The sequence below is a fragment of the Streptomyces sp. NPDC001108 genome, from assembly GCF_053598535.1.
In genome coordinates this window covers 585,255-604,972 of sequence record NZ_JBSFKL010000001.1, presented here as the reverse complement: position 1 = coordinate 604,972, position 19,718 = coordinate 585,255, and the positions used below count along the sequence as shown (strand labels likewise).

The 19,718-nt window shown below is 71.2% G+C and carries 17 protein-coding genes; 10 read left to right on the top strand and 7 right to left on the bottom strand.

Annotated features, from left to right (window positions below; translation table 11 throughout):
• Positions 1-73: 73 nt before the first annotated feature.
• From ACWC97_RS02665 to ACWC97_RS02655, 3 genes are all read right to left on the bottom strand, one after another.
• Positions 74-3,658, bottom strand: a complete 3,585-nt coding sequence (locus ACWC97_RS02665) for a WGR and DUF4132 domain-containing protein (RefSeq protein ID WP_450646974.1) — start codon at positions 3,656-3,658, stop codon at positions 74-76.
• Between the two features lie 224 nt (positions 3,659-3,882).
• Entirely contained in the window at positions 3,883-4,314 is a 432-nt protein-coding gene (locus ACWC97_RS02660) for a hypothetical protein (protein WP_450646972.1), read from the bottom strand.
• Positions 4,308-4,766, bottom strand: a complete 459-nt coding sequence (locus ACWC97_RS02655) for an ATP-binding protein (protein WP_352274761.1) — start codon at positions 4,764-4,766, stop codon at positions 4,308-4,310. Before ACWC97_RS02655 ends, ACWC97_RS02660 begins: the two co-directional genes overlap by 7 nt.
• A 206-nt stretch (positions 4,767-4,972) precedes the next feature.
• On the opposite strand from ACWC97_RS02655, the gene ACWC97_RS02650 reads away from it, so the two are divergent.
• The 4 genes from ACWC97_RS02650 to ACWC97_RS02635 all read left to right on the top strand — a co-directional run bounded on the left by ACWC97_RS02650 (position 4,973) and on the right by ACWC97_RS02635 (position 7,523).
• Positions 4,973-5,833: a helix-turn-helix domain-containing protein gene (locus tag ACWC97_RS02650; RefSeq protein ID WP_352274760.1), complete on the top strand. Its 861-nt coding sequence runs from the start codon at positions 4,973-4,975 to the stop codon at positions 5,831-5,833.
• The gene (locus ACWC97_RS02645) at positions 5,833-6,069 is read left to right on the top strand and encodes a DUF397 domain-containing protein (protein WP_352274759.1); all 237 of its coding nucleotides are present in this window, start codon (positions 5,833-5,835) and stop codon (positions 6,067-6,069) included. The genes ACWC97_RS02650 and ACWC97_RS02645 overlap by 1 nt, the downstream gene beginning before the upstream one ends.
• A 125-nt stretch (positions 6,070-6,194) precedes the next feature.
• Entirely contained in the window at positions 6,195-7,004 is an 810-nt protein-coding gene (locus ACWC97_RS02640; protein WP_352274758.1) for an SAM-dependent methyltransferase, read from the top strand.
• A gap of 84 nt (positions 7,005-7,088) precedes the next feature.
• Positions 7,089-7,523, top strand: a complete 435-nt coding sequence (locus ACWC97_RS02635) for a YchJ family protein (protein ID WP_352274757.1) — start codon at positions 7,089-7,091, stop codon at positions 7,521-7,523.
• Positions 7,524-7,574: 51 nt separating this feature from the next.
• Here the strand turns inward: ACWC97_RS02635 and ACWC97_RS02630 are convergent, their stop codons facing one another.
• From ACWC97_RS02630 to ACWC97_RS02615, 4 genes are all read right to left on the bottom strand, one after another.
• Positions 7,575-9,662, bottom strand: a complete 2,088-nt coding sequence (locus tag ACWC97_RS02630; protein ID WP_450646969.1) for an MDR family MFS transporter — start codon at positions 9,660-9,662, stop codon at positions 7,575-7,577.
• A gap of 57 nt (positions 9,663-9,719) precedes the next feature.
• Positions 9,720-10,547: a hypothetical protein gene (locus tag ACWC97_RS02625; RefSeq protein WP_450646968.1), complete on the bottom strand. Its 828-nt coding sequence runs from the start codon at positions 10,545-10,547 to the stop codon at positions 9,720-9,722.
• Positions 10,548-10,614: 67 nt separating this feature from the next.
• Positions 10,615-10,878 carry a hypothetical protein gene (locus tag ACWC97_RS02620; RefSeq protein WP_352274754.1) on the bottom strand — a complete coding sequence of 88 codons (264 nt, stop codon included), beginning with the start codon at positions 10,876-10,878 and terminating at the stop codon, positions 10,615-10,617.
• Positions 10,879-11,091: 213 nt separating this feature from the next.
• Positions 11,092-12,306, bottom strand: coding sequence for a helix-turn-helix domain-containing protein (locus ACWC97_RS02615; RefSeq protein ID WP_352274753.1), 1,215 nt, complete (start codon positions 12,304-12,306; stop codon positions 11,092-11,094).
• Positions 12,307-13,273: 967 nt separating this feature from the next.
• Between ACWC97_RS02615 and ACWC97_RS02610 the strand changes: the two genes are divergently transcribed.
• From ACWC97_RS02610 to ACWC97_RS02585, 6 genes are all read left to right on the top strand, one after another.
• A complete protein-coding gene (locus tag ACWC97_RS02610; protein WP_450646965.1) occupies positions 13,274-13,924 on the top strand; it encodes a hypothetical protein in 651 nt (216 codons plus the stop codon).
• Positions 13,925-14,254: 330 nt separating this feature from the next.
• Positions 14,255-15,727, top strand: a complete 1,473-nt coding sequence (locus tag ACWC97_RS02605; RefSeq protein ID WP_450646963.1) for a DUF6801 domain-containing protein — start codon at positions 14,255-14,257, stop codon at positions 15,725-15,727.
• A gap of 47 nt (positions 15,728-15,774) precedes the next feature.
• Positions 15,775-16,734 carry a hypothetical protein gene (locus ACWC97_RS02600; protein WP_450646961.1) on the top strand — a complete coding sequence of 320 codons (960 nt, stop codon included), beginning with the start codon at positions 15,775-15,777 and terminating at the stop codon, positions 16,732-16,734.
• 21 nt (positions 16,735-16,755) lie between these two features.
• Complete coding sequence (locus ACWC97_RS02595) at positions 16,756-17,304, top strand: hypothetical protein (protein ID WP_450646959.1); 549 nt, start codon at positions 16,756-16,758, stop codon at positions 17,302-17,304.
• Positions 17,305-17,861: 557 nt separating this feature from the next.
• On the top strand, positions 17,862-18,857 hold the full coding sequence (locus tag ACWC97_RS02590) for an ABC transporter ATP-binding protein (RefSeq protein WP_352274748.1): 996 nt from the start codon (positions 17,862-17,864) through the stop codon (positions 18,855-18,857).
• Positions 18,854-19,717 carry an MlaE family ABC transporter permease gene (locus ACWC97_RS02585; protein WP_352274747.1) on the top strand — a complete coding sequence of 288 codons (864 nt, stop codon included), beginning with the start codon at positions 18,854-18,856 and terminating at the stop codon, positions 19,715-19,717. The genes ACWC97_RS02590 and ACWC97_RS02585 overlap by 4 nt, the downstream gene beginning before the upstream one ends.
• Position 19,718: the final 1 nt, after the last annotated feature.

The following is a 19,718-nucleotide window of genomic DNA, read 5'->3' as shown; positions in this document are numbered from 1 at the left end:
GGCTCCGCTCGCGGGGCGCGCCCGCAGGGCGCCCTCCCGGGGCCCGGCTCGTGAGGGCCCCGGGGACTCCTCCCTACGGCGTCATGCCCGCGGTGAGCCCGGTCAGATCGCCGAGGAGTTCGGAGAGGGTGACCGGGTCCAGTCCGGCGAAGCGGAGCGTGTGGTCGCGGTCCTGCCAGTGGTCGTCGGGGCGGTCGTCGAGCCAGACGGTCTCCAGGGTCTGTTCGGGGAACATGTCGACCACTCCGGCCGCTATCCCGGGGTTGAGCGCGACCACCAGGTAGCAGTCGTTCGCCAGTTGCTTGGAGATCCAGCGCTCCACCCCGGCGTCCTGCGGCACCCCGCGCCGCCAGCCGCGCCGCTCCAGCCCGAGGACCTTCCCGACCGGCACCTTCACCCCCTCGAACCGGGGAAGCCGGTACGCGCCGGACTCCTCCTCGGCCAGGGTGAACACGGCGCGCCCGAGCTGCGGGAAGGGCTGGAGGATCCCGTGGCCGACGAACACCTCCGACCAGGCGGTGAGCGCGTCGCCGAGATGCAGCGGATGCGCGAGGCGCACCGCCGCCCCGTCCGGCAGCGCGAAGACGGCGTCCTCGACATCCGTGAACGTACCGTCCTCCGCGACCCGGAACGCGACGGGGCCGGCGTCCTCCGCCCCGCTCAGCCACACCAGCCGGCGCACCAGGTGCCCCAGCAGCGGATGACCGACGAACAGCTCCCGGAACTCCTGGGCGGTCCAGGAACGGCCGCCCACCATCGCGGCCTCCAGCCGCCGCACCTGGTCCGGGGCGACCGTACGGACGTCCTTCTTCAGCGCCATGAATCGCTTGCGTTCGGCGGGGGCCAGCTCGGCGTCGTCCCGGGCGCCCGGCTTCGGGAGGTCCTTGCGGCGCTTGCCGTCACCGTCCAGCACGTACGGCCGCAGCTGCTCGTCGAAGCCGACCCGGAACGAGCGGGTGCCGTAGTCGACGACGGTCGAACCGTCGGCGTCCAGACCGAAGTCCGGGACCAGGCGGTCGGCGAGCTGCTCCCCGGTCAGTCCGAGCCCCGCGGCGACCTCCGCGATCTTCTCCTGGGCCCGCACCTTGAGCGCCTTGAACTTCACCCGCTGCGAGATGCCGTGCAGGTGCAGCAGAGCGACGTCGCTGCCGATGGACGCCAGCACGTCGAGCCCTTCCACGGCCCGGTGGTGCGCCCCCTCGCCGGGCCAGCTCCGGACGATCGGGGTGAGCAGGCGGACCGTCCCGTCGTCGCCCAGCAGGCCCAGTGCGTGCAGCGCCCACGACTCCTTGGCGGGCATGTTGGCCAGCCGCCACTGCTCGAACAGGGCCCAGGCGAACTCGGCGAGCGAGGCGGCGGTGGCCGTACCGGTCAGCGCGGCGACGCCGGGATACACCTCGTCGGGCTTCGACAGCGCCAGCGCCATCAGGGCGTGCCGCACCGCCGCGGCGGGCAGCGCCCCGCCGGAGCGGACCACGATCTGCGGCAGCACCGCCGGATCGGCCCAGTCGGGCAGCACCGGCATTCTGGCGGGCAGCGCCCGCTCCAGCGGGTCCACCGAGAGCAGCTCCTCCACCGCTGCCGCCGCCTGCGCGCCGTACGTCCGGGCGGCCCCGCGCACCACGTCGTCGCCGTGCACCGAGGCGATCAGCGCCAGCGCCTGCTCGGCGGCCCGCCGCGCGGCCCCCGCCCGGCCCACGGCGTCCGGCACCAGCAGCGGGGCGGCCGCGACACCGTGCCGGGCGAACCAGGAACGGGCGGTCGTGGCGGTGGACTTGAGCCGCACCGCCCAGTCCGCCATGAGCCGGGCGACCTGCACGTCGACGAAGGGGAGGAGCAGCGGGGCGAGGGGGCCGGGCTGCCGGGGCACGGCGCGCACCAGGAGGGGCAGCGCGGCCGGGCCGAACCGGGCGGCGATCGGCCTGAGGGTGTCCTCGCCCTCCCACAGATCGGTCGGGTCCCAGACGGCGAGCAGCGGGGCGACCGTTTCCCGGGGGCCGTGGACGAATGCCCAGGCGGGCCGCAGTCCGTCCCCGGACGGATCGCGGCGCACGGCGTCGAGCGTCCCCGCCAGGTCGCCGCGCCTGCCGGTGTACCAACTGGAGGCGGACGCCCAGGACTCCCGCTCCCCGGGCAGCCACGCCACGCGCGGCTCGGAGACCGGGGTCAGGCCGGGCACGACCGTGGGCTTCGCGGCGGTGCGGGGGCGTGACCACGGCGGCGCCGTCAGCAGGGGCGGCAGGGCGTCCAGCGGGGCGTCCGGGATCAGGCCCACCGGGTTGAGCAGCGGTTCGACGATCCTCACGACCTCGGGAGCGAGGCTTTCGAGTGCCGCCGACACCACCTCGCGCCGGGCTCCGACATGGCTCCGCAGCAGCTGCGACGACCAGGAGGCCGTGGCCGAACGGCCGCTCGCCGCGGAGGCCAGCAGCCGTACGGCGCGCACCGGGTAGCGGCGCATGGCGTCGAGGAGCGAGGGGCGGACGTGCTTCGAGTCCGCGTGGGCCAGCAGTCCGAGGAACGCCTCGTCGGTGGGGATCTCGGCCAGGGCCTCGGCGGCGAGCTTCATGCTGTCCGCGTAGTAGTGGCTGCCGCCGAGCGAGGCGGCCAGCGGCCCGGCGACGGCCGTACCCACTCCCTCGGCGACCGTGGCGATCATCGCGAGGCCGAGGGTGAAGTCCGGGGCGTAGGGGAGCAGCGCGAGCTGGTCCGCCGAGTAGAGCGAGCTGAACACCATGGAACGCAGGGTGCGGTCCTGCTCCGCGCCGACCCCGGGGTCCGTGCAGAGCTCGTCCACCCAGCCGGTCTCGCCCGGCACCAGGTAGGAGACGACGATCGTGCGCAGGGTGTCGGTGCGGCACGGGGCGAGCGCCTCGACGGTGGCCCGGTAGACGTCCTCGTCCGCCACGGCGAGCAGGGCGCGGACCCGGTCGATCGGCGCGCGGTGGTGCCAGGCCCAGTGGGCCTGGCGGGGGCCGGGAAGGGCCCGCAGCCGGTGGTCGGTGCGGTTGCGGCGGCCCTGCCGCCAGTCGGCGTCGACCGAGAACACCTCGGTGGCGGCCCGTGCGGCGAACGGCAGTCCGTACCGGGCGGTCCAGTACTCCGCCCAGCCGGAGCCGTTGAGGATCGCGGTCAGCGCGGCCGCGCCGAGCGGGGAGGGGGAGCCGTCGAGATGGGCCCGCAGCGCCTCGGCCAGCGAGGGGTCCGAACGCGGCGAGCGCACGAACTCCTCGATCCAGGCGGCCTCGTCCGCGATCCTCGCGTCCAGCAGGTCGTGCGTCTCCGGCTGACGCCCGACGGGGGCGCCGTGCGCTCCGCCGCGCCGGGGGTGGGCCACCCGCTTCCACTCGGCGGGCAGGACGAAGGTGTCCTCGTCGGGGAGGACGACGGGCCCCCGGGCCGGAACCGGGGCATCGGAGGCCCGGGGCGGGGGAGTGGCGGCCGCGTCCGGTGAACCGACCTCGCGGTAGCCCTTCTTCTCCTTCTCGCCGATCGCTCTGGCGATCTGGGCCGCGGCGGCCTCGGGGGAGGCGTACTCCTTGGACCGGGTGCGTCCGTCGCTGCCGCACCGGCCGTACCTGACCGTCACCACGGCGCCCTCGGCCCCGGTCTCCCAGAACTTCGACGTACTGCCCTCGACCAGCTCCCAGCGGCGCACAGCTCCGCCCCCCTTCCGCCCGACGCCCGCTCCCGCGCGGGCCTTTCGATCACTCGTGCCACAGTAGAACGACCCACTGACAACGCAGCGTGACCAGAGCGTCCGGCGGTCACCCCGGTGCTCCGGAGCGGTCGGCAAGGACCGGCCGGGCGGAGGGACCGCCCGGAGCGGCCGCCCGGAGTCGACCACAAAGCCCGTCGGCCCCGACCCGCCGGGCCACCGGGTCAGGGGGCGGAGACGGCGCGCTCGTCCCCCGACGGCGCCCACGACGGCGCCACACCCATCACCTGGCACACCATCAGGAACAGGGGGATGGGCGGGGTGTACGGCGTATGGCCCTCCGGCCGGTGGATCAGCCGGGGCCGTGCGGCGGGGACGAACGCCCCCGTCGCGTAGACGGTCTGCTCGGGCCAGTCGAGATCCAGGTCGGAACCGGTGGGCACGATCCACCACCAGTGGTCGTCCGCCGCGAAGACACAGCCGGTGCGCGGCAGATGGGACAGCAGCCGGAAGCCGAACCGGGCCGGCACCCCCACCGCGTCGCAGCCGAGGGTGGCCGAGAGCGAGGGTGGCACCGGCAGCCGTACCGTCCCGGACGGGCCCGGACCGGCCCCTCGCCATCCCGTGAGCAGATGCGACATCGCGTCCCTCAGCACGGGAGTCCCGGGCCGTGCGCCAGCTCGGCCCAGACGATGCGGCCCGAGCCGTTCCCCGCGTCGCGCGAACCCCAGGCGCTGCACATCGCGTCGACGAGCACCAGACCGCGCCCGTGCTCGTCGTCGGAGCCCCGGCGCAGCCGCGGCCCGCCCGGCTGGTGTCCCTGGTCCTGCACGGTTATCCGCAGCTTTCGGTCGAGGCGGCGCAGCTCGCAGACGACCCGGGCGCTCATGGTGTGCACCACGGCGTTGGTGAACAGCTCCGAGACGATCAGGATCGCCGAGTCGCAGGCGTCCGCGTCCAGCCGCCACTGGTCGAGCCGGGCCCGGGTCAGTCTGCGCGCACCGGCCACCGACTCGGGGCACGCGGGCAGGGCGAAGCAGTACCGGAGCGCCTCCGTCCCGGGACTGAGATCCATGAGCCGGGGGATGAGCGCACTGCCAGGTGCCACAACCGATTCCTCACAGTGGGGGCTGCGTCACGCTCCGCGCTCCCACGCGAATGAGGGCGGGCGAGACTTCGTGAACTGGTTCACTCACCAACTCTCCCCCTGTCGTGAACACTTGGCAAGGGGCACTCTGAAATTTTCAGAGTGGCTGTGTTCTGCTCGGCCGACGCATGGCAGACTGCTCGGAACAGCGCATGGGGAGGTCTGAAGTGAGCGAACCGCGGTCCGCCCCGACCGTGGGTCAGGTCGTTCTCGGCAAGCGCCTGCAGGATCTGCGGCAGCGCGTCGGCCTGAGCCGCGACCAGGCCGCCAAGGTGCTCAGAGTCGCGCCCGCGACCATCCGCAGGATGGAGACCGCCGAGGTCGCGCTCAAGATCCCCTACGTACAGGTGCTGCTCAAGGCGTACGGGGTGCCCGAGGACGAGTCGGACGCCTTCGTGGAGCTCGCCGAGGAGGCCAACAAGCCGGGCTGGTGGCAGCGGTTCCACGACGTGCTGCCCGACTGGTTCAGCATGTACGTCAGCCTGGAGGGTGCCGCGAGCCTGCTGCGCATGTACGAGCCGCACTTCGTCCCCGGGCTCCTCCAGACCGAGGACTACGCCCGCTCGGTGATGCGCACCGGAGCCGTCGGACAGACCAGGCCCGAGGACATCGAACGCCATGTGGCGCTGCGGATGGAGCGTCAGTCCCTGCTCACCCGCCCCGACGCCCCGAGGCTCTGGGTGATCATGGACGAGACGGTGCTGCGCCGCCCCGTCGGCAGCGTCGACGCCATGCGCGCGCAGATCGACCGGCTGCTCGAAGCGACCGAGATGCCGCATGTGACGCTCCAGATCGCGGAGTTCTCGACGGGGCACCACCCGGGCACCTACGGCCCGTTCGTCCTCTTCCGCTTCGCCGTCCCCGAACTGCCCGACATGGTTTACAGCGAGTACCTGACCGGCGCCGTCTACTTCGACGCGCGCCCCGAGGTGGCCTCCTACCTCGAAGTCATGGACCGCATGGCGGCCCAGGCCGCGACTGCACAACGCACGAAGGAAATCCTCCGGGACTTCCGCAAGGAGCTGTGATGGATCCCATTTACAACGGCATGCCGGCCGCCGCACTCGGCACCGAGGGCTGGCACAAGCCGTGGAGCGGGGGGAACGGAGGAAACTGCGTCGAGGCGATGAAGCTGTCCGACGGCAGGGTCGCCGTACGCCAGTCCGCGGACCCCGACGGGCCCGCCCTCATATACACCCCCCGGGAGATCGCGGCCTTCATCCAGGGAGCCAAGTCCGGTCAGGCGGACTTCCTGCTCACCTGAACCGCGGGCGGCCCCGGGCCCCGGCCCGGGGCCGCCCGAATCCGTTGCGCCGCAGCCGTCCCGCCCGCGGAATCCTGTTGTCCACCGATGCTGTCCCCCCGACCTACGCCCCCACGGAGCGCGCCATGACCGGGCACGACCCCCGAAGTATCGAGATCGACACCACCAAGCCCCACCCGGCCCGGATGTACGACTGGTTCCTCGGCGGCAAGGACAACTACCCCGTCGACGAGGAGATGGCCCGCCAACTGCTCGCCCTCGACGCGCGGGGACGGGACATGGCCCGGGTGAACCGCGCCTTCATGCACCGGGCCACCCGGTGGCTCGCCGACCGGGGCATCCGCCAGTTCCTCGACATCGGCACCGGCATACCGACCGAGCCCAACCTCCACCAGATCGCCCAGCGCACCGCCCCGGACGCGCGCATCGTCTACTGCGACAACGACCCCATCGTCCTCGCCCACGCGGCCGCGCTGCTGCGCTCCACCCCGCAGGGCGCCACCGAGTACATCCAGGCCGACGCCCGCAGGCCGGAGACCATCCTGGAAGCCGCCGGGAAGGTCCTCGACTTCGACCGGCCGATCGCCCTGTCGCTGCTCGCCCTGCTCCACTTCGTGGACGACGAGGACGGCGCCGCCGAACTCGTCGACAGCCTCGTGGAGCGGCTCCCCGCCGGAAGCTACCTGGTGCTCTCGCACACCACCGGGGACTTCGACCCGGAGCGCGCCGAGCAGGCGTCCGCCATGTACCGGGCCCGGGGGATGACGCTGCGGCTGCGCTCGCACGCCGAGGTCGCCGCGTTCTTCCACGGCCTCGACCTCGTAGAACCCGGCCTCTCCCTGTCGGCGGACTGGCACCCCGAGCTCGGCGAGGCCGTCGAGGTCCCCGGCGACGAACCCATCCCCGGCTACGCGGGCGTGGCCCGCAAGCCCTGACCGCGCCCGCCCACCGGGCCGTCCGTCCGCGGCCGCCGTACCCCGGCGCCCCGGACGGGCCGGGGCGCGGGCCACAATGGACCCATGTCACGACGCCCCACACGCCCCGCCCGGAGCACCACCCCCGAGGTCACCGCGCAGTCCCCGTGCCCGTGCGGCCTGCCCGCCCCGTACGCGGAGTGCTGCGGCCGGATGCACACCGGGGCGCTCGCCGCGCCGACCTGCGAAGCGCTGATGCGCTCCCGGTACGCGGCCTTCGTGGTCCGGGACGAGGCGTATCTGCTGCGCAGCTGGCACCCCGGCACCCGCCCGCCCGCCGTCGACTTCGACCCCCGAACACGCTGGGTGCGCCTGGAGGTGCTGGGCACGACGGACGGCAGCCCGTTCCACGCCACCGGCACGGTCACCTTCCGCGCCCACTTCACCGAGCGGGGCCTGCCGGGCACCCTCCACGAGAAGAGCCGCTTCGCCCGCCACGAGGGCGCCTGGGTCTACGTGGACGGGGAGTTCCTCGACTGAGAGCCTGCCGGCCCGGGACGGGGCGTGGCACGGACCGGCACGGACGCGCGGTCAGCTCCCCGTTCCCGCCAGCGCCCTCGTCCGCGGCGGTGCCGGTGAGAGCGCCTGCTCCAGGTCCTCGGCCAGCAGCCGCTTGGCGATCACGTCCACCGCAGCCCGCAGCCGCCGGTCGTCCGGGCGCGCCCCGTGCTCGTCCAGCCGCTCGCCGAGCCACCGCGCCCATGCCTCGGTGATCACCGCCGCCTCCCGCCGCCCGGCGGCGGTGTGCGCGAAGAGATGGCCGTCCCCGGTGAGATAGCCCTCCTCGATCATCCGGTCGAAGACCGGCACCAGCACCTCGTGCGGCAGCCGGTGCCGGGCCGCGATCAGCCGCAGCCCCGCATGGCCCACCATCCGGGTGAACAACTCGACCTGCATCACCGCCCAGGCGCCCGCCATGTCCAGCCGGGTGTCCGACCCGGCGACGATCCGCCGGGCGGTCTCCGGACCGGCCCCGTGCAGGATCTTGGCGACGGCGAATTCGAGGAGCCGGGCCGAGTCACCGGCGCTGGGCTGCGCGAAGCCCTCGCCCATGTCCGTCGAGCTCACCCGGGCGGTGTCCCGCAGCTCCACCTCCTTCAGGAAGAAGGCCACGGCCAGCCCCAGCACCGCGACCGGCACCGTCCACAGGAACACGGTGTGCAGACTGTCCGCGTACGCCTGGGCCAGCGGGGCGGACTGGGCGGGCGGCAGGGCGTGCAGCCCGGCCGGGCTCTGCGCGGCCTTCGCCAGCGTCGCCGGGTCGCCACCGGCCCGGGCCGCGGCGGTGATGCCGTCGGTGAGGCGGGGCTCGAGTGCGTTGGCGTAGATCGTCCCGAAGACCGCGGTGCCGAAGGAGCTGCCGAGGGTTCGGAAGAACGTCACGCCCGACGTCGCCGTCCCCAGGTCCGCGTAGTCGACGGTGTTCTGCACGGCGATGGTCAGCACCTGCATGGCCAGCCCGATGCCCACGCCGAGGACCAGCATGTACAGCGACTCCAGCCACACCCCGGTCTCCGGCCCCATCCGGGACAGCAGGTACAGCCCCACCGCCATGACGGCCGAGCCCACGATCGGGAAGATCCGGTACCGGCCGGTCTTCGACACCACGTTGCCGCTGAAGACGGAGGCGACGAGCAGCCCGATCACCATCGGCAGCGTCCGCACCCCGGACAGGGTCGCCGAGTCGCCGTCCACGTACTGGAGATACGTCGGCAGGAAGATCATCGCGCCGAGCATCGCGAAGCCCACGACGAAGCTCAGCACGGAGCAGACCGTGAACACCGGGTTCCGGAAGAGCCGCATCGGCAGCATCGGCTCGGCGGCCCGGAACTCCACCAGGCAGAAGAGCACCAGGGCGACCAGGCCGCCCGCGAAGAGCCCGAGGATCACGGGCGAGCCCCAGGCGTACTCGTTCCCGCCCCAGCTCGTCGCCAGGATCAGCGCGCTCGCGCCGACCGTGACCATCGCGATGCCCAGGTAGTCGATGACGGGCCGGCCCGCCGATTTCACCGCCGGGATCGTCCGGGCCGCCGCGACGACCACCGCGATCGCGATCGGCACATTGACGTAGAAGGCCCAGCGCCAGCTCAGATGGTCGGTGAAGAGCCCGCCGAGCAGCGGCCCCACCACCGTCGACACCCCGAAGACCGCGCCGATCGCGCCCTGGTACTTCCCGCGCTCGCGCAGCGGGATCACATCGGCGATCAGCGCCATCGAGGTGACCATCAGCCCGCCCGCCCCGATGCCCTGGAGGCCGCGCCAGACGATCAGCAGGGTCATGTTGGTCGCCAGCCCGCAGAGGAACGAGCCGGTGATGAAGATGACCGCCGACAGCTGAAAGATGATCTTCCGGCCGAAGAGGTCGCCGAACTTGCCGACCAGGACCGTCGCCACCGTCTCCGCCAGCAGATACGCGGTGACCACCCAGGACATGTGGGCGGCGCCGCCCAGGTCCGAGACGATCGTCGGCAGCGCGGTGCCGACGATCGTCTGGTCCAGGGCGGCCAGCAGGATGCCCAGCACGATCGTCGCGAAGACGATGTTCCGACGGCGCGGATCGAGTACGGCCGGAGCGGTGGCGCTCCGCGTGGCGGGGGCGGTCTCGCTGGCAGTGGTCACGCCTGCACCCTCACACCGCCCCCGGCCTCGCGCATGTGGGGGACGGCCGGACGGGGGTCAGCCCAGCAGGTCCCGCAGCGACGCCGTCATCCGGACGGCGAACGCCTCCCGCACCGACGCGTCCACCCGGTCCAGCGAGAGATACGGATTCAGGTCCTCCAGCTCGACGAGGAGCAGTTCGCCCACGGCGGTCCGGCAGGCGTCGACCCGCTGGATGCCGTGGTCCAGGCTGTTCCACTCCACGAAGTCGCGGGCGAACGCCAGGTCCGCCGCGTCCGGTGCGTAGGGCACGAGCTCCCACCGGCGTTCCGGGTCCGGCGCGTAGAGCGCGTACTGGAAGTCGTGGTCGACGAAGTAGAAGGACACCTCGTAGCGGAAGTCGATCCGGGGCTGGACGAGCCAGGCACCGTCCTCGCCGTCCGGGAGTACGGGCTCCGGCACGAACCGGAGCCCGGCCGAGTCCGCGCCCAGCTTCGGCTTGACCACGTACTCGGGTGCCGTGGGCAGCGAGCCCAGGTCGGCCGTCCGGTCCACCGTCGGGATCACCGGATGTCCGGACCGGCTCAGATCGACCAGGTACTGCTTGCCCGCCATGTCGCCGCGGCCGTGCAGCGGGTTGTAGACCCGGGTGCCCAGCTCCCGGGCCCGGGAGCGGAACGCCTCGTACGCCTCCCGGTGGTGCAGCACCGGGCCGCTGTTGCGTATGAGGGCCGCGTCGAAACCGTCGAGCAGCGCGGCGGCGTCCCGGGGGTGGCAGAGCGCGAGGGCGAAGTCATCCCGCAGCCGCGCGGTCAGCGAGACGTCCTCGTCCCCGTAGCGCCTGCCGCGGGCCGGGTAGTCGAGGTCGGTGACGTACAGGACGGACGGGCGCGGTCCGGTGGGCATGGCGGTTCCTTCGGGAAGGGGGCGGCGGGCGGCGGTGGATCGTGCCCGGCATTCTCCCCCGGGGTGTTCACCAGGAACTGTCGGGGCGTACCGGGAGGCGGGGGTGGTGGGCGGCGAGGATCTTGTTGGCGCGGGCCAGTTCGGAGAGCGCCTGCTCACGGTCGGCCCGGTCCTCGTCGCAGAGGAGCGGCCCGCGGAAGGCCCGCACCTCGCGCGCGGCGCACGCGGCCTCGAACTCCGCCTGGAGGATGTGCTGCGGGATGCAGGACCCGATCAGCGCGACGACCCGGTCGGGGATCGGCACGGGGACGAGCAGGTGGGAGGCGGTCATGTGGGGCCCTCTCGGAAATGGTCGACCAGGAGGTGGTGCGAGGCGCGGCCGCCGGGTGCGGCGGCCGACCCCTCCATGTGTACGGGACGCGGTTCCGGGTTTCTCGTTGAGAACGTCTCCGTGTGGCAACCGTTTGAGAGTGACCGGCTATTTACCATTACTCACAGGTAAGTTGACGTGGTGCGAGGAAAGTGATTCGGCGCGGAGCGCGGGTCAGGGCGTCGGTTCCTCGCTGCGGGAGCGCAGTTGGAGCGCCCGCAGGACGGCCTCGGTGGAGAATCTGCTCTGGGGGTCGGTCAGTTGCCGGCCGAAGATGGACTCCAGATTCCGCATCCGGTACCGGACGGTCTGGGGGTGGACGTCCAGAAGCTCGCCCATGTGGGCCGCGGTGCCGCGGGTGTCGAGCCAGATCCGCAGGGTCTCGACCAGCCGCTCCCGGCGGGTGGTGCTGATCCCGGCGATCGGCGCCAGTTCGCGCTGGGCCAGCTGGTCGACCAGCGCCGGGTCGGAGAGCAGCCACAGGGTGGTGAGGTGGTCCTCGCACAGAACGACGGGTGCGTCGTCGATGACCTGGGTGTCGACGAGTTCGAGCACCCGGCGGGCCCAGCGGATCGAGTCCGAGGCCAGGGCGGTGGGCACGGTCAGGCCGATCGCGGCGTGGGCGCCGAGCAGTGCCTCGTCCAGCATGCGTGCGCGGGCCTCGTCGAAGGGGCCGGGGATCAGTAAGTGCGGTTGTGGGTCGCTGAGATCGGCCAGTATGTCGCGGTCCACCACGGACCGGTCCAGGGTGGCCGGGGGGCGTACGGCGACCAGGGTGACCTCTTCGGGGAGCGCCCACCCGGTCTGTTCGCAGAGCTCGGCGATGGCGGTGCGCGGCGCGGGACGCCCGGCGAGGATGAGGTGGAGCAGCCGGCGGCGCATGGCCTCGCTCTGCTCGCCGGTCTGCGACTGCACCTCCAGGAATCCCTCCCGCGACAGGGACTCCAGCTCGTCGATGTAGGCGAAGAGCGCGTCGGCGAAGCTGAGCATCAGGGCGGGGGAGAAGTTGTAGCTCTTGCCGACCTTCTTGGCCCGCCGCAGCGCGATCCGCGCCCCGAGCCGGTACGCGCCCTGGAGCGTCTCCATCGTGCGCCCCTCGTACGCCTCGAACCGGCCGAACCGGCGGCACATGTCGTCGCGGAGCGAGGTGGAGGCGGTCGGCTCGGCGACCAGGTCCACGAAGGAGGAGAGGCTCTGCTCCACGCCGACCCGGATGGCCTGTCCGTTGGGGCCGTTCAGCAGCCGGGCGTACTCCGGATAGGCGCGGGTGACCTCGACGCCTATCTCCTTGATGAGGCTCGGAAGCTCGGGCCGCATGATGGCGGCGAACTCCTGGGGGAGCGGTCCGAGCGGATCCCCCGTGTCCGACGGCTGTACGAGTGCTGGCATGACTGTCCCCTCGTTTATCCGGCGCCCGGTGGGGGGTCAGGCGGGGGAGAGCGCTCCCACGAACCGATCAGGTGCGTACCAAGTTCGCGATGAAGATAGACCAACTCGGCGACCGTGCCCACCACTTCGGCAAGATCGAAGTGCAAGGGGCACATATCCCGGCCTTGTTGTGGTGCTTCGGTGCAGGTGGGACGCGACTGCTCACTTCAAGACAATGTTTTTCGGACAACTGCTCCGGGGGCGACAAGAAAGTAACCGTGGGTAACGGACTCTTGGCCGGGGGATTGGCAGGGATTAGTGCGACTGGTGCGTATCCGTCCGGAGTGGTGCGATCGGGGAGGGTGTGCGGGCGGTCGCACTTCCGGCGGTGCGGGTATTCGAGGCCATGTATTCATTGCCCGGGAAATACTCCGGGATTCCCGGTCCGGAAGGCGTTCGATCGATCGGAACGGTAATTCGTCGGAGCTTTTGACGGAAGGGAGCCGTCCGGTTACGGGCGTGCGGGGCCGCTGCCCCGCGGCGGCCGGGCGCGTGGGCCCGACGGCCGGTACGTGCCTGGCCGGGGCGTCATTCAGCCGCGCGGGAGACGATCTTACCGGCGGGTAGGCGGGTGATCGGGGGCCGCGACGGGTACCGGCGAGTGTGTCCGGGGTGAGTGTCGGGGCCCCCGAGGGGCATATGACACGGCCGTAACTACTCACTTTCCGATAGAAGATCGCGGCGATCTGCTGAGTTGTCGCTAAGCTGGAATGCTTTTACCGACCCGGTCGCGGAATTTCTGCGTCGGGTATTGCCGCGTCGGTCTACTGGCTCGTAACGTTCGAGCCGCACGGAGTTCGATCACGCAGTCGAGTCCATCGACCGCTGCGTTCCACGATGTGAGCCGCCCTCGCCGCCGCGAGCCATTCCCTGGCCCCGGAGCGAGGTAATCGGGTACGTCCAACTCCACTTCCCGGAGGTAAGTTCCGTGAGTAAGACCCTCAGCCGCGCCCTGTTCGCCACCACCGTCGCCGCCGCCGCGCTCGGTTTCGCCGCGACGTCCGCCTCGGCCACCGCCCTCGCCGGGTGGACCGTGACCAACCCCAACTCTTCCGGCACCTTCACCGCGTCGCTCAAGACCGGTACGTCGGCGACCCTGGTCGACACCACCACCGGCCAGCAGGTCGACTGCTCGGTGTCCCCCGCCAGCGGCACCGCTCCCAGCGGTACGTACGGCACCGGCACCGGACTCGCGAAGATCACCGCGGTGACCTGGGGCTCCGCCGCCTCCCCGTGCCCCGGACCGCTCGGCTCCAGCTTCCAGGCATCGCTCGCCTCCGGTGCCGTCATCAGCATCAACGCCGCCAGCTACAGCGGGGGCATCTCCTCCGGATCCCTGAGCGGGGTCAAGGTCAACCTCGTGGGTGACACCATCCTCGGCACCTGCAACGCCGTGATCAGCGGCACCGTGAGCAACGTGACGTACAACAACGCGACCGGCGAGCTGGCCATCAACACCGGCACCGGCCTCAAGGTCGAGAGCGCCTCGAACTGCGCCGGTCTGCTCAACGCGGGCGACTCGGCCACCTTCAAGGCGACGTACAAGGTCGCCAACCCGCTGACCATCGTCTACTCGTGACCCACTGATCGGTCCTGAGGTCCCCCCGCGCCGCTTCCGCACGGAGCCGGCGCGGGGGGACCTGTCCGCAGGCGATCCCGTCCGCAAAGGGTGTACATGAGCATCGTTCAGCGTCCTGGCCGGGCCGCCGGCGTGCGGTCCGGCGCCGAGGGCCACATCGGCGGGACCGGCACGGGACGGCTGACGGGGGCGACCCGGCCCTCGCCGTCGAGAGCCGGCCGGGGCGCTGCACGAACCCCTCGCCGTGACGTCCCCATGAATCCCTGACCGCGGGGGCCGAGCTCCCTCCGTGGACGACCAGTCAGCTCCGAGACAACGGCAGGTTGCCGCATGAGAATGAAGTCGATCCGCTCCCGCCGATGGGGCCAGGCCGGTGCCGTCGGCGGCATGGCCTTGCTGGCAGGGCTCATGCCGGGAACGGGCGTGGCCAGCACCACCCACGTGGTGGAGACCCCGCTCGGGTACACCTGTACGACGGCGTCCGGTGAGCACGGCGCGGACGTGACCGTCTCCGTCGAGCTGCCGGTGAGCTCCCCGGTGGGTGCCGAGGTCCAGCCGGAACAGGTCCGGATCGGCGTGGCACTCGCACCGGAGTTGCTGGGCGAACTGCCCGAGGGCGACTCCCCGGTCCTGTCCGGCGCGGCGAGCCTGCGGACGACGGTCACGCAGAACGGCGTCTCGACGAATGTGATGTGGCAGGCCCTGGAGATCCCGGAGTCGGCCGTCGACACGGACGGGGACACGAGCGTCGAGGCGAGCGGGGCGGTGCCCACCGTGACGCCCCGGTCCAGCGGCGCGATGGTCTTCGCGGCCGGCGAGCTGAAACTGGACCTGGTGGTCCGGGCGGCGGCCGACGGAGAGACGACCGCGCCCGACGTCGTCCCGGTGACCTGTACGGCCGACGCCGACCAGTCGCCGGAACTGGGGACCGTACAGGTACCGGCGTCCTCCGACGGCACTGTGCCCGGCACACCCGGCCAGGGTCCGGACGCGGGCACCTCGCCGAAGCCGGACGCCCGGAGCGCGGACGCCGGTGCCGCGGCGGACACCGGAGAGGTCACACCGCCGGATCTGCCGGGCTGCACGATCCTCTTCGGCCCGATCGCCGCGCCGCCCAGGCCGGCGCACGGATACATGGCCGGTTACGCCAATGTGAACAAGCAGAAGGCCGCCACGAAGTTCGAGGACCCGGCCCATCTGATGCTCCAGCTCAACTCGATGCTCGCGGTCTACAGCTGCCCCACCGGCTCGCTGACCTGGGTCCACAGCGAAGGCACGATGGACTACCGGGGCAAGCCGCAGATGCCGCCCGCCCGGTCGACCTTCCTGACCTTCGGCTTCATGCCCACGACGGCCACCGTCGAGATGTCGCTCACCGGCCCGGTCTACATCGACACGTTCAACGACGGGGCGCCGGACCCGGAGACCGGACGCCGGAAGGAGACCACGACGGCGACGACCCAGGTGAGCCTCCGGCTCTCCGACGTGTCCGTGAACGGCACGCCTCTCGACGTGGGGCCGAACTGCCGCACGGCGCGGTCGATGGAACTCTCCCTCACCGGCAAGGGCTCCACCGGCGCGGGTCCGGACGAGGGGTACACCGTCAAGTCCGGCGGGCCGCTCCTCGGTTCCGCCGACGTTCCCCCGTTCACCGGCTGCGGAGTGACCGAGGACCTGGACAACATGTTCACCGCCGCGGTCTCCGGGCCCGGGAACTACACCAAGATGATGCAGGGCCCGCTCTGCGTGGACGGTGCGCCGGCGAACTGTCCGGAACCGCCGAGGCCCAAGCCGCAACGCTGAACGCACGCACACCCTCGTATTCCTTCCTCAGAAAGGCTGGACGAACAATGAGCGCTGCCCCGAAGCGAGTCAGACCCGCTCTTGTCGGTGCGTTGCTGGCCGTCGCCGTGGGAGTTCCGCTGAGCACCTCACCGGCGGGCGCCGCCTCCGCGCAGGGGATGAACGGCAACTGGGCGCCGTTCAGCCGCTGTCCGGTCGACGACCCGGTGATGCTGGCCGCGGACGGTACGAACGAGATCGCGATGTGCGTGTCCTCGCACTCCGAGAGCGGCTCCATCAAGCTCGGCAACACCGAGGCGACGACGGGGGCCAACGACCTCCAGTTCGGCATCGTCCGCAACACGTCGACCGGTGCGTCCAGGGTCGTGCCGGCCGCGGGCGGATCGATCGTCGGCGCCCCGACGGAGATCCCCGGCGGACTCCTCGGGCTGATGTGCCCGAACGACATCCCGGTCGTCTCCGACATCTGCAAGCAGCTCACGGACAACAGCCTCAACCGTGTCGTCGCCACCGTGCAGTCGGTGGGCACGCCCACGAACTTCGACCTGACGGCCGGGATGCAGAGCGGGAAGACGATCGTCAACATCCCGATCCGTATCCACCTGGAGAACCCCTTCCTCGGCTCGAAGTGCTACATCGGCACCGCCTCCAACCCGATCGTGCTGAGCCCGCGCAACCTCAGCCAGCCCGCCATCGGCAGCCGCCGCTTCGACGCCGACGGCACCACGAACACCGGGGGCTTCCTCAACCGGATCGAGCTGACCGGGAACGCGCAGGGTGACTCGTCCTTCGCGGTGCCCGGCGTGAGCGGCTGCGGCCCGCTGACCCTCGGCGAGCTGAACTGGGCGGTCAACCTGAAGACCGGCCTCCCCTCGGCCGCCGGAAAGAACAGCCTGACGCTCAACAACGCCGCCACCTACACGGCGGGCCTGGCCCTGCCCGGAGCGTCGGCGCCCAACGCGGGCCGTCTCCTCGCGGAGAACTGGCACGCGGGCGTCGCGAAGTAGCCGGGACGGGGAGGAGCGGCGATGAGGAACAGGACCGGACGGTTAGCGTGCGCGGCGGCGGTCGGCGCGCTGATCGCGGCCGCGGTGCCGTCCGCGTACGCCACCTCGGCGGGTGAGGCTACGGCACCGCTCGCCGGGGCCTGGACGGCGAAGCTCGTACCCGGGACCACGGCCGTAATGGGCGGGTTCACCTGCGACAGTGGCACGGCCTCGGGCGTGGACCACACCATCCTGTCCGCCACGTGGCAGTGCCAGGGGCCGCTCGGCGCCACCGGCTCGGCCCGGCTGACCCGGGCAGCCACGTTCGCTCCGTCGTCGTCCTCGGGAACGGTCGTTTCCGGGAATGTCCAGGGCGTCGTTCTCGCGGTCCGGATGGAGACCCTGTTCGGCACCTGCACCGTGACGGCGACCGGAAACGCGCGGAACGCCGCGTTCGATCAGGCCACCAGTGAATTCTCGGTCGGCTCCGGTGGCGGTCTCACCGTCTCGCAGGCCAACAACTGCGCGGGTCTCGCATACGCCGGGGACCAGTTCCCCTATTCGGGAACCCACCTGGTCACATTCACCTAGCAGCACGCGTACCGCACACCTCGTCCGCCCCACCCGGATGGTGCTTCCGGGTGGGGCGGACGTGTGCAAGGGGTCTTCGGCCGGGCGCCGCCTCCACTCACTTCTTCATAAGCGAATGGAGGCGAATACTCACCGGACGACAAAAAGCGCCGAGAACGTGTTTCAGCCCACAGAAAGTTTACGATCCAGTATTGCTAAGCAGGTTACCGGGTCGTAGCGTCCCGGTTGAGCAGCGGGGAAACGTATCCGAGGCTGCTCGCCCGGTACCCCGGGGGCCCGGACGGAACCGGCTTCGCCGGCCGTCGGCGCCCGATCCGCGGGCCGGAGGGCTTGCGCACCTTTCGACAAAGCGACCATAGGTCTTTGTCACTTGGTGACAAGTGCTCCGGACCCCGCCCCAGATTCGTCGATTTCCGCTGCTCAACGGCTTGTCCTGGCGGTTTCGACGGACATAGCGTGTGCGCCTCCTGGTGCATGTGTGACGAGCCGCCATTGGATTTCTCAGAGCCGGAGCGCTGACAGATGACTTCGTTCACCACAACTTCGAAGGAGGGCCGATGGGAATCGAAGTAGTCGTCGAGGGCCTCACGAAGTCCTTCGGCAAGCAGAACATCTGGCAGGACGTCACCCTCACGCTTCCCGCCGGAGAGGTGAGCGTGATGCTCGGCCCGTCCGGCACGGGAAAGACCGTTTTCCTGAAATCCATCATCGGCCTGCTCAAGCCCGAACAGGGCCGTGTTCTCATCAACGGCGTCGACATGGTGAACAGTCCGGAGCGCGACATCATGGAGACCCGGAAACTCTTCGGTCTCATGTTCCAGGACGGCGCCCTCTTCGGGTCGATGACACTCTTCGACAACATCGCGTTCCCGCTGCGCGAGCACACCCGCAAGAAGGAGTCGGAGATCCGCCGCGTCGTCATGGAGCGGATCGAGATCGTCGGCCTCCTCGGGGCCGAGGACAAACTCCCCGGCGAGATCTCCGGCGGTATGCGCAAGCGGGCCGGACTGGCCCGCGCCCTGGTGCTGGACCCGCAGATCATCCTCTGCGACGAACCCGACTCCGGCCTCGACCCGGTCCGCACCGCCTACATCTCCCAGCTGCTCATCGACCTCAACGCGCAGATCGACGCGACGATGCTCATCGTCACCCACAACCTCGACATCGCGGCCACCGTCCCCGACAACATGGGGATGCTCTTCCGCCGCAACCTGGTCACCTTCGGCCCCCGCGAGGTCCTGCTCACCAGCGAGCTGCCGGTCGTCTCCCAGTTCCTCGCGGGCCGCCGGGAGGGCCCCATCGGGATGGCCGAGGAGAAGGACGCGGCCACCCTCGCCGCCGAGGAGATCAACGGCTACGGGGTCGGCATCAGCTCCGCCAACGCGCCGCGCACCGTCGTCCCGCAGCTGGAGCCCTCGCCCGGCATGCCCGTACGGCAGGCCGCGCTGCGCCGCCGGGAGCGGGTCATGTCGATGATGGGGCAGCTCCCCGAGGCCGCCCGCACCGCCATCCTGAAGAGCTACACCCCGGCCGGCGGCGGTGAGCGCCCGTGACGGCCCCCATGCCGGTGCTGCCCCCCGAACCGCCGGACTCCGGCCCGCCACCGGAGCCCGAGGCCCCGAAGAGCGCCGGGCAGAAGCCGCCCAGCAGGCTGCTCGCCCCGCTCCGCGAGACCGGGAAGCTGTTCTCCCTGGCCGCCACCGTGAGCCGCGAGGTCTTCCGACGCCCCTTCCAGGTGAGGGAGTTCATCGAGCAGTTCTGGTTCGTCGCCAGCGTCACCATCCTGCCCGCCGCACTCGTCTCGATCCCGTTCGGCGCCGTCATCGCCCTCCAGGTCGGCTCGCTCACCCAGCAGCTCGGCGCCCAGTCGTTCACCGGCGGCGCCAGCGTCCTGGCCGTCATCCAGCAGGCCAGCCCGATCATCGTGGCGCTGCTGATCTCCGGCGCCGCGGGCTCCGCCATCTGCGCCGACCTCGGCTCGCGCAAGATCCGCGAGGAGCTCGACGCGATGGAGGTCATGGGCGTCTCGCCGATCCAGCGGCTCGTCGTCCCCCGGGTCCTGGCCACCATGCTCGTCGCCGTCCTGCTCAACGGCCTGGTCTCGGTGGTCGGCACACTCGGCGGCTACTTCTTCAACGTGATCCTCCAGCACGGCACCCCCGGCGCGTACCTGGCCAGCTTCTCCGCCCTCGCCCAACTGCCCGACCTCTACATCAGCGAGCTCAAGGCGCTGATCTTCGGATTCATCGCGGGCATCGTCGCCGCCTACCGCGGACTCAACCCGCGCGGCGGCCCCAAGGGCGTCGGCGACGCGGTCAACCAGTCCGTCGTCATCACCTTCATGCTGCTGTTCTTCGTGAACACGGTCCTCACGGCGATCTACCTCCAGATCGTCCCCGCGAAGGGGAGCTGAC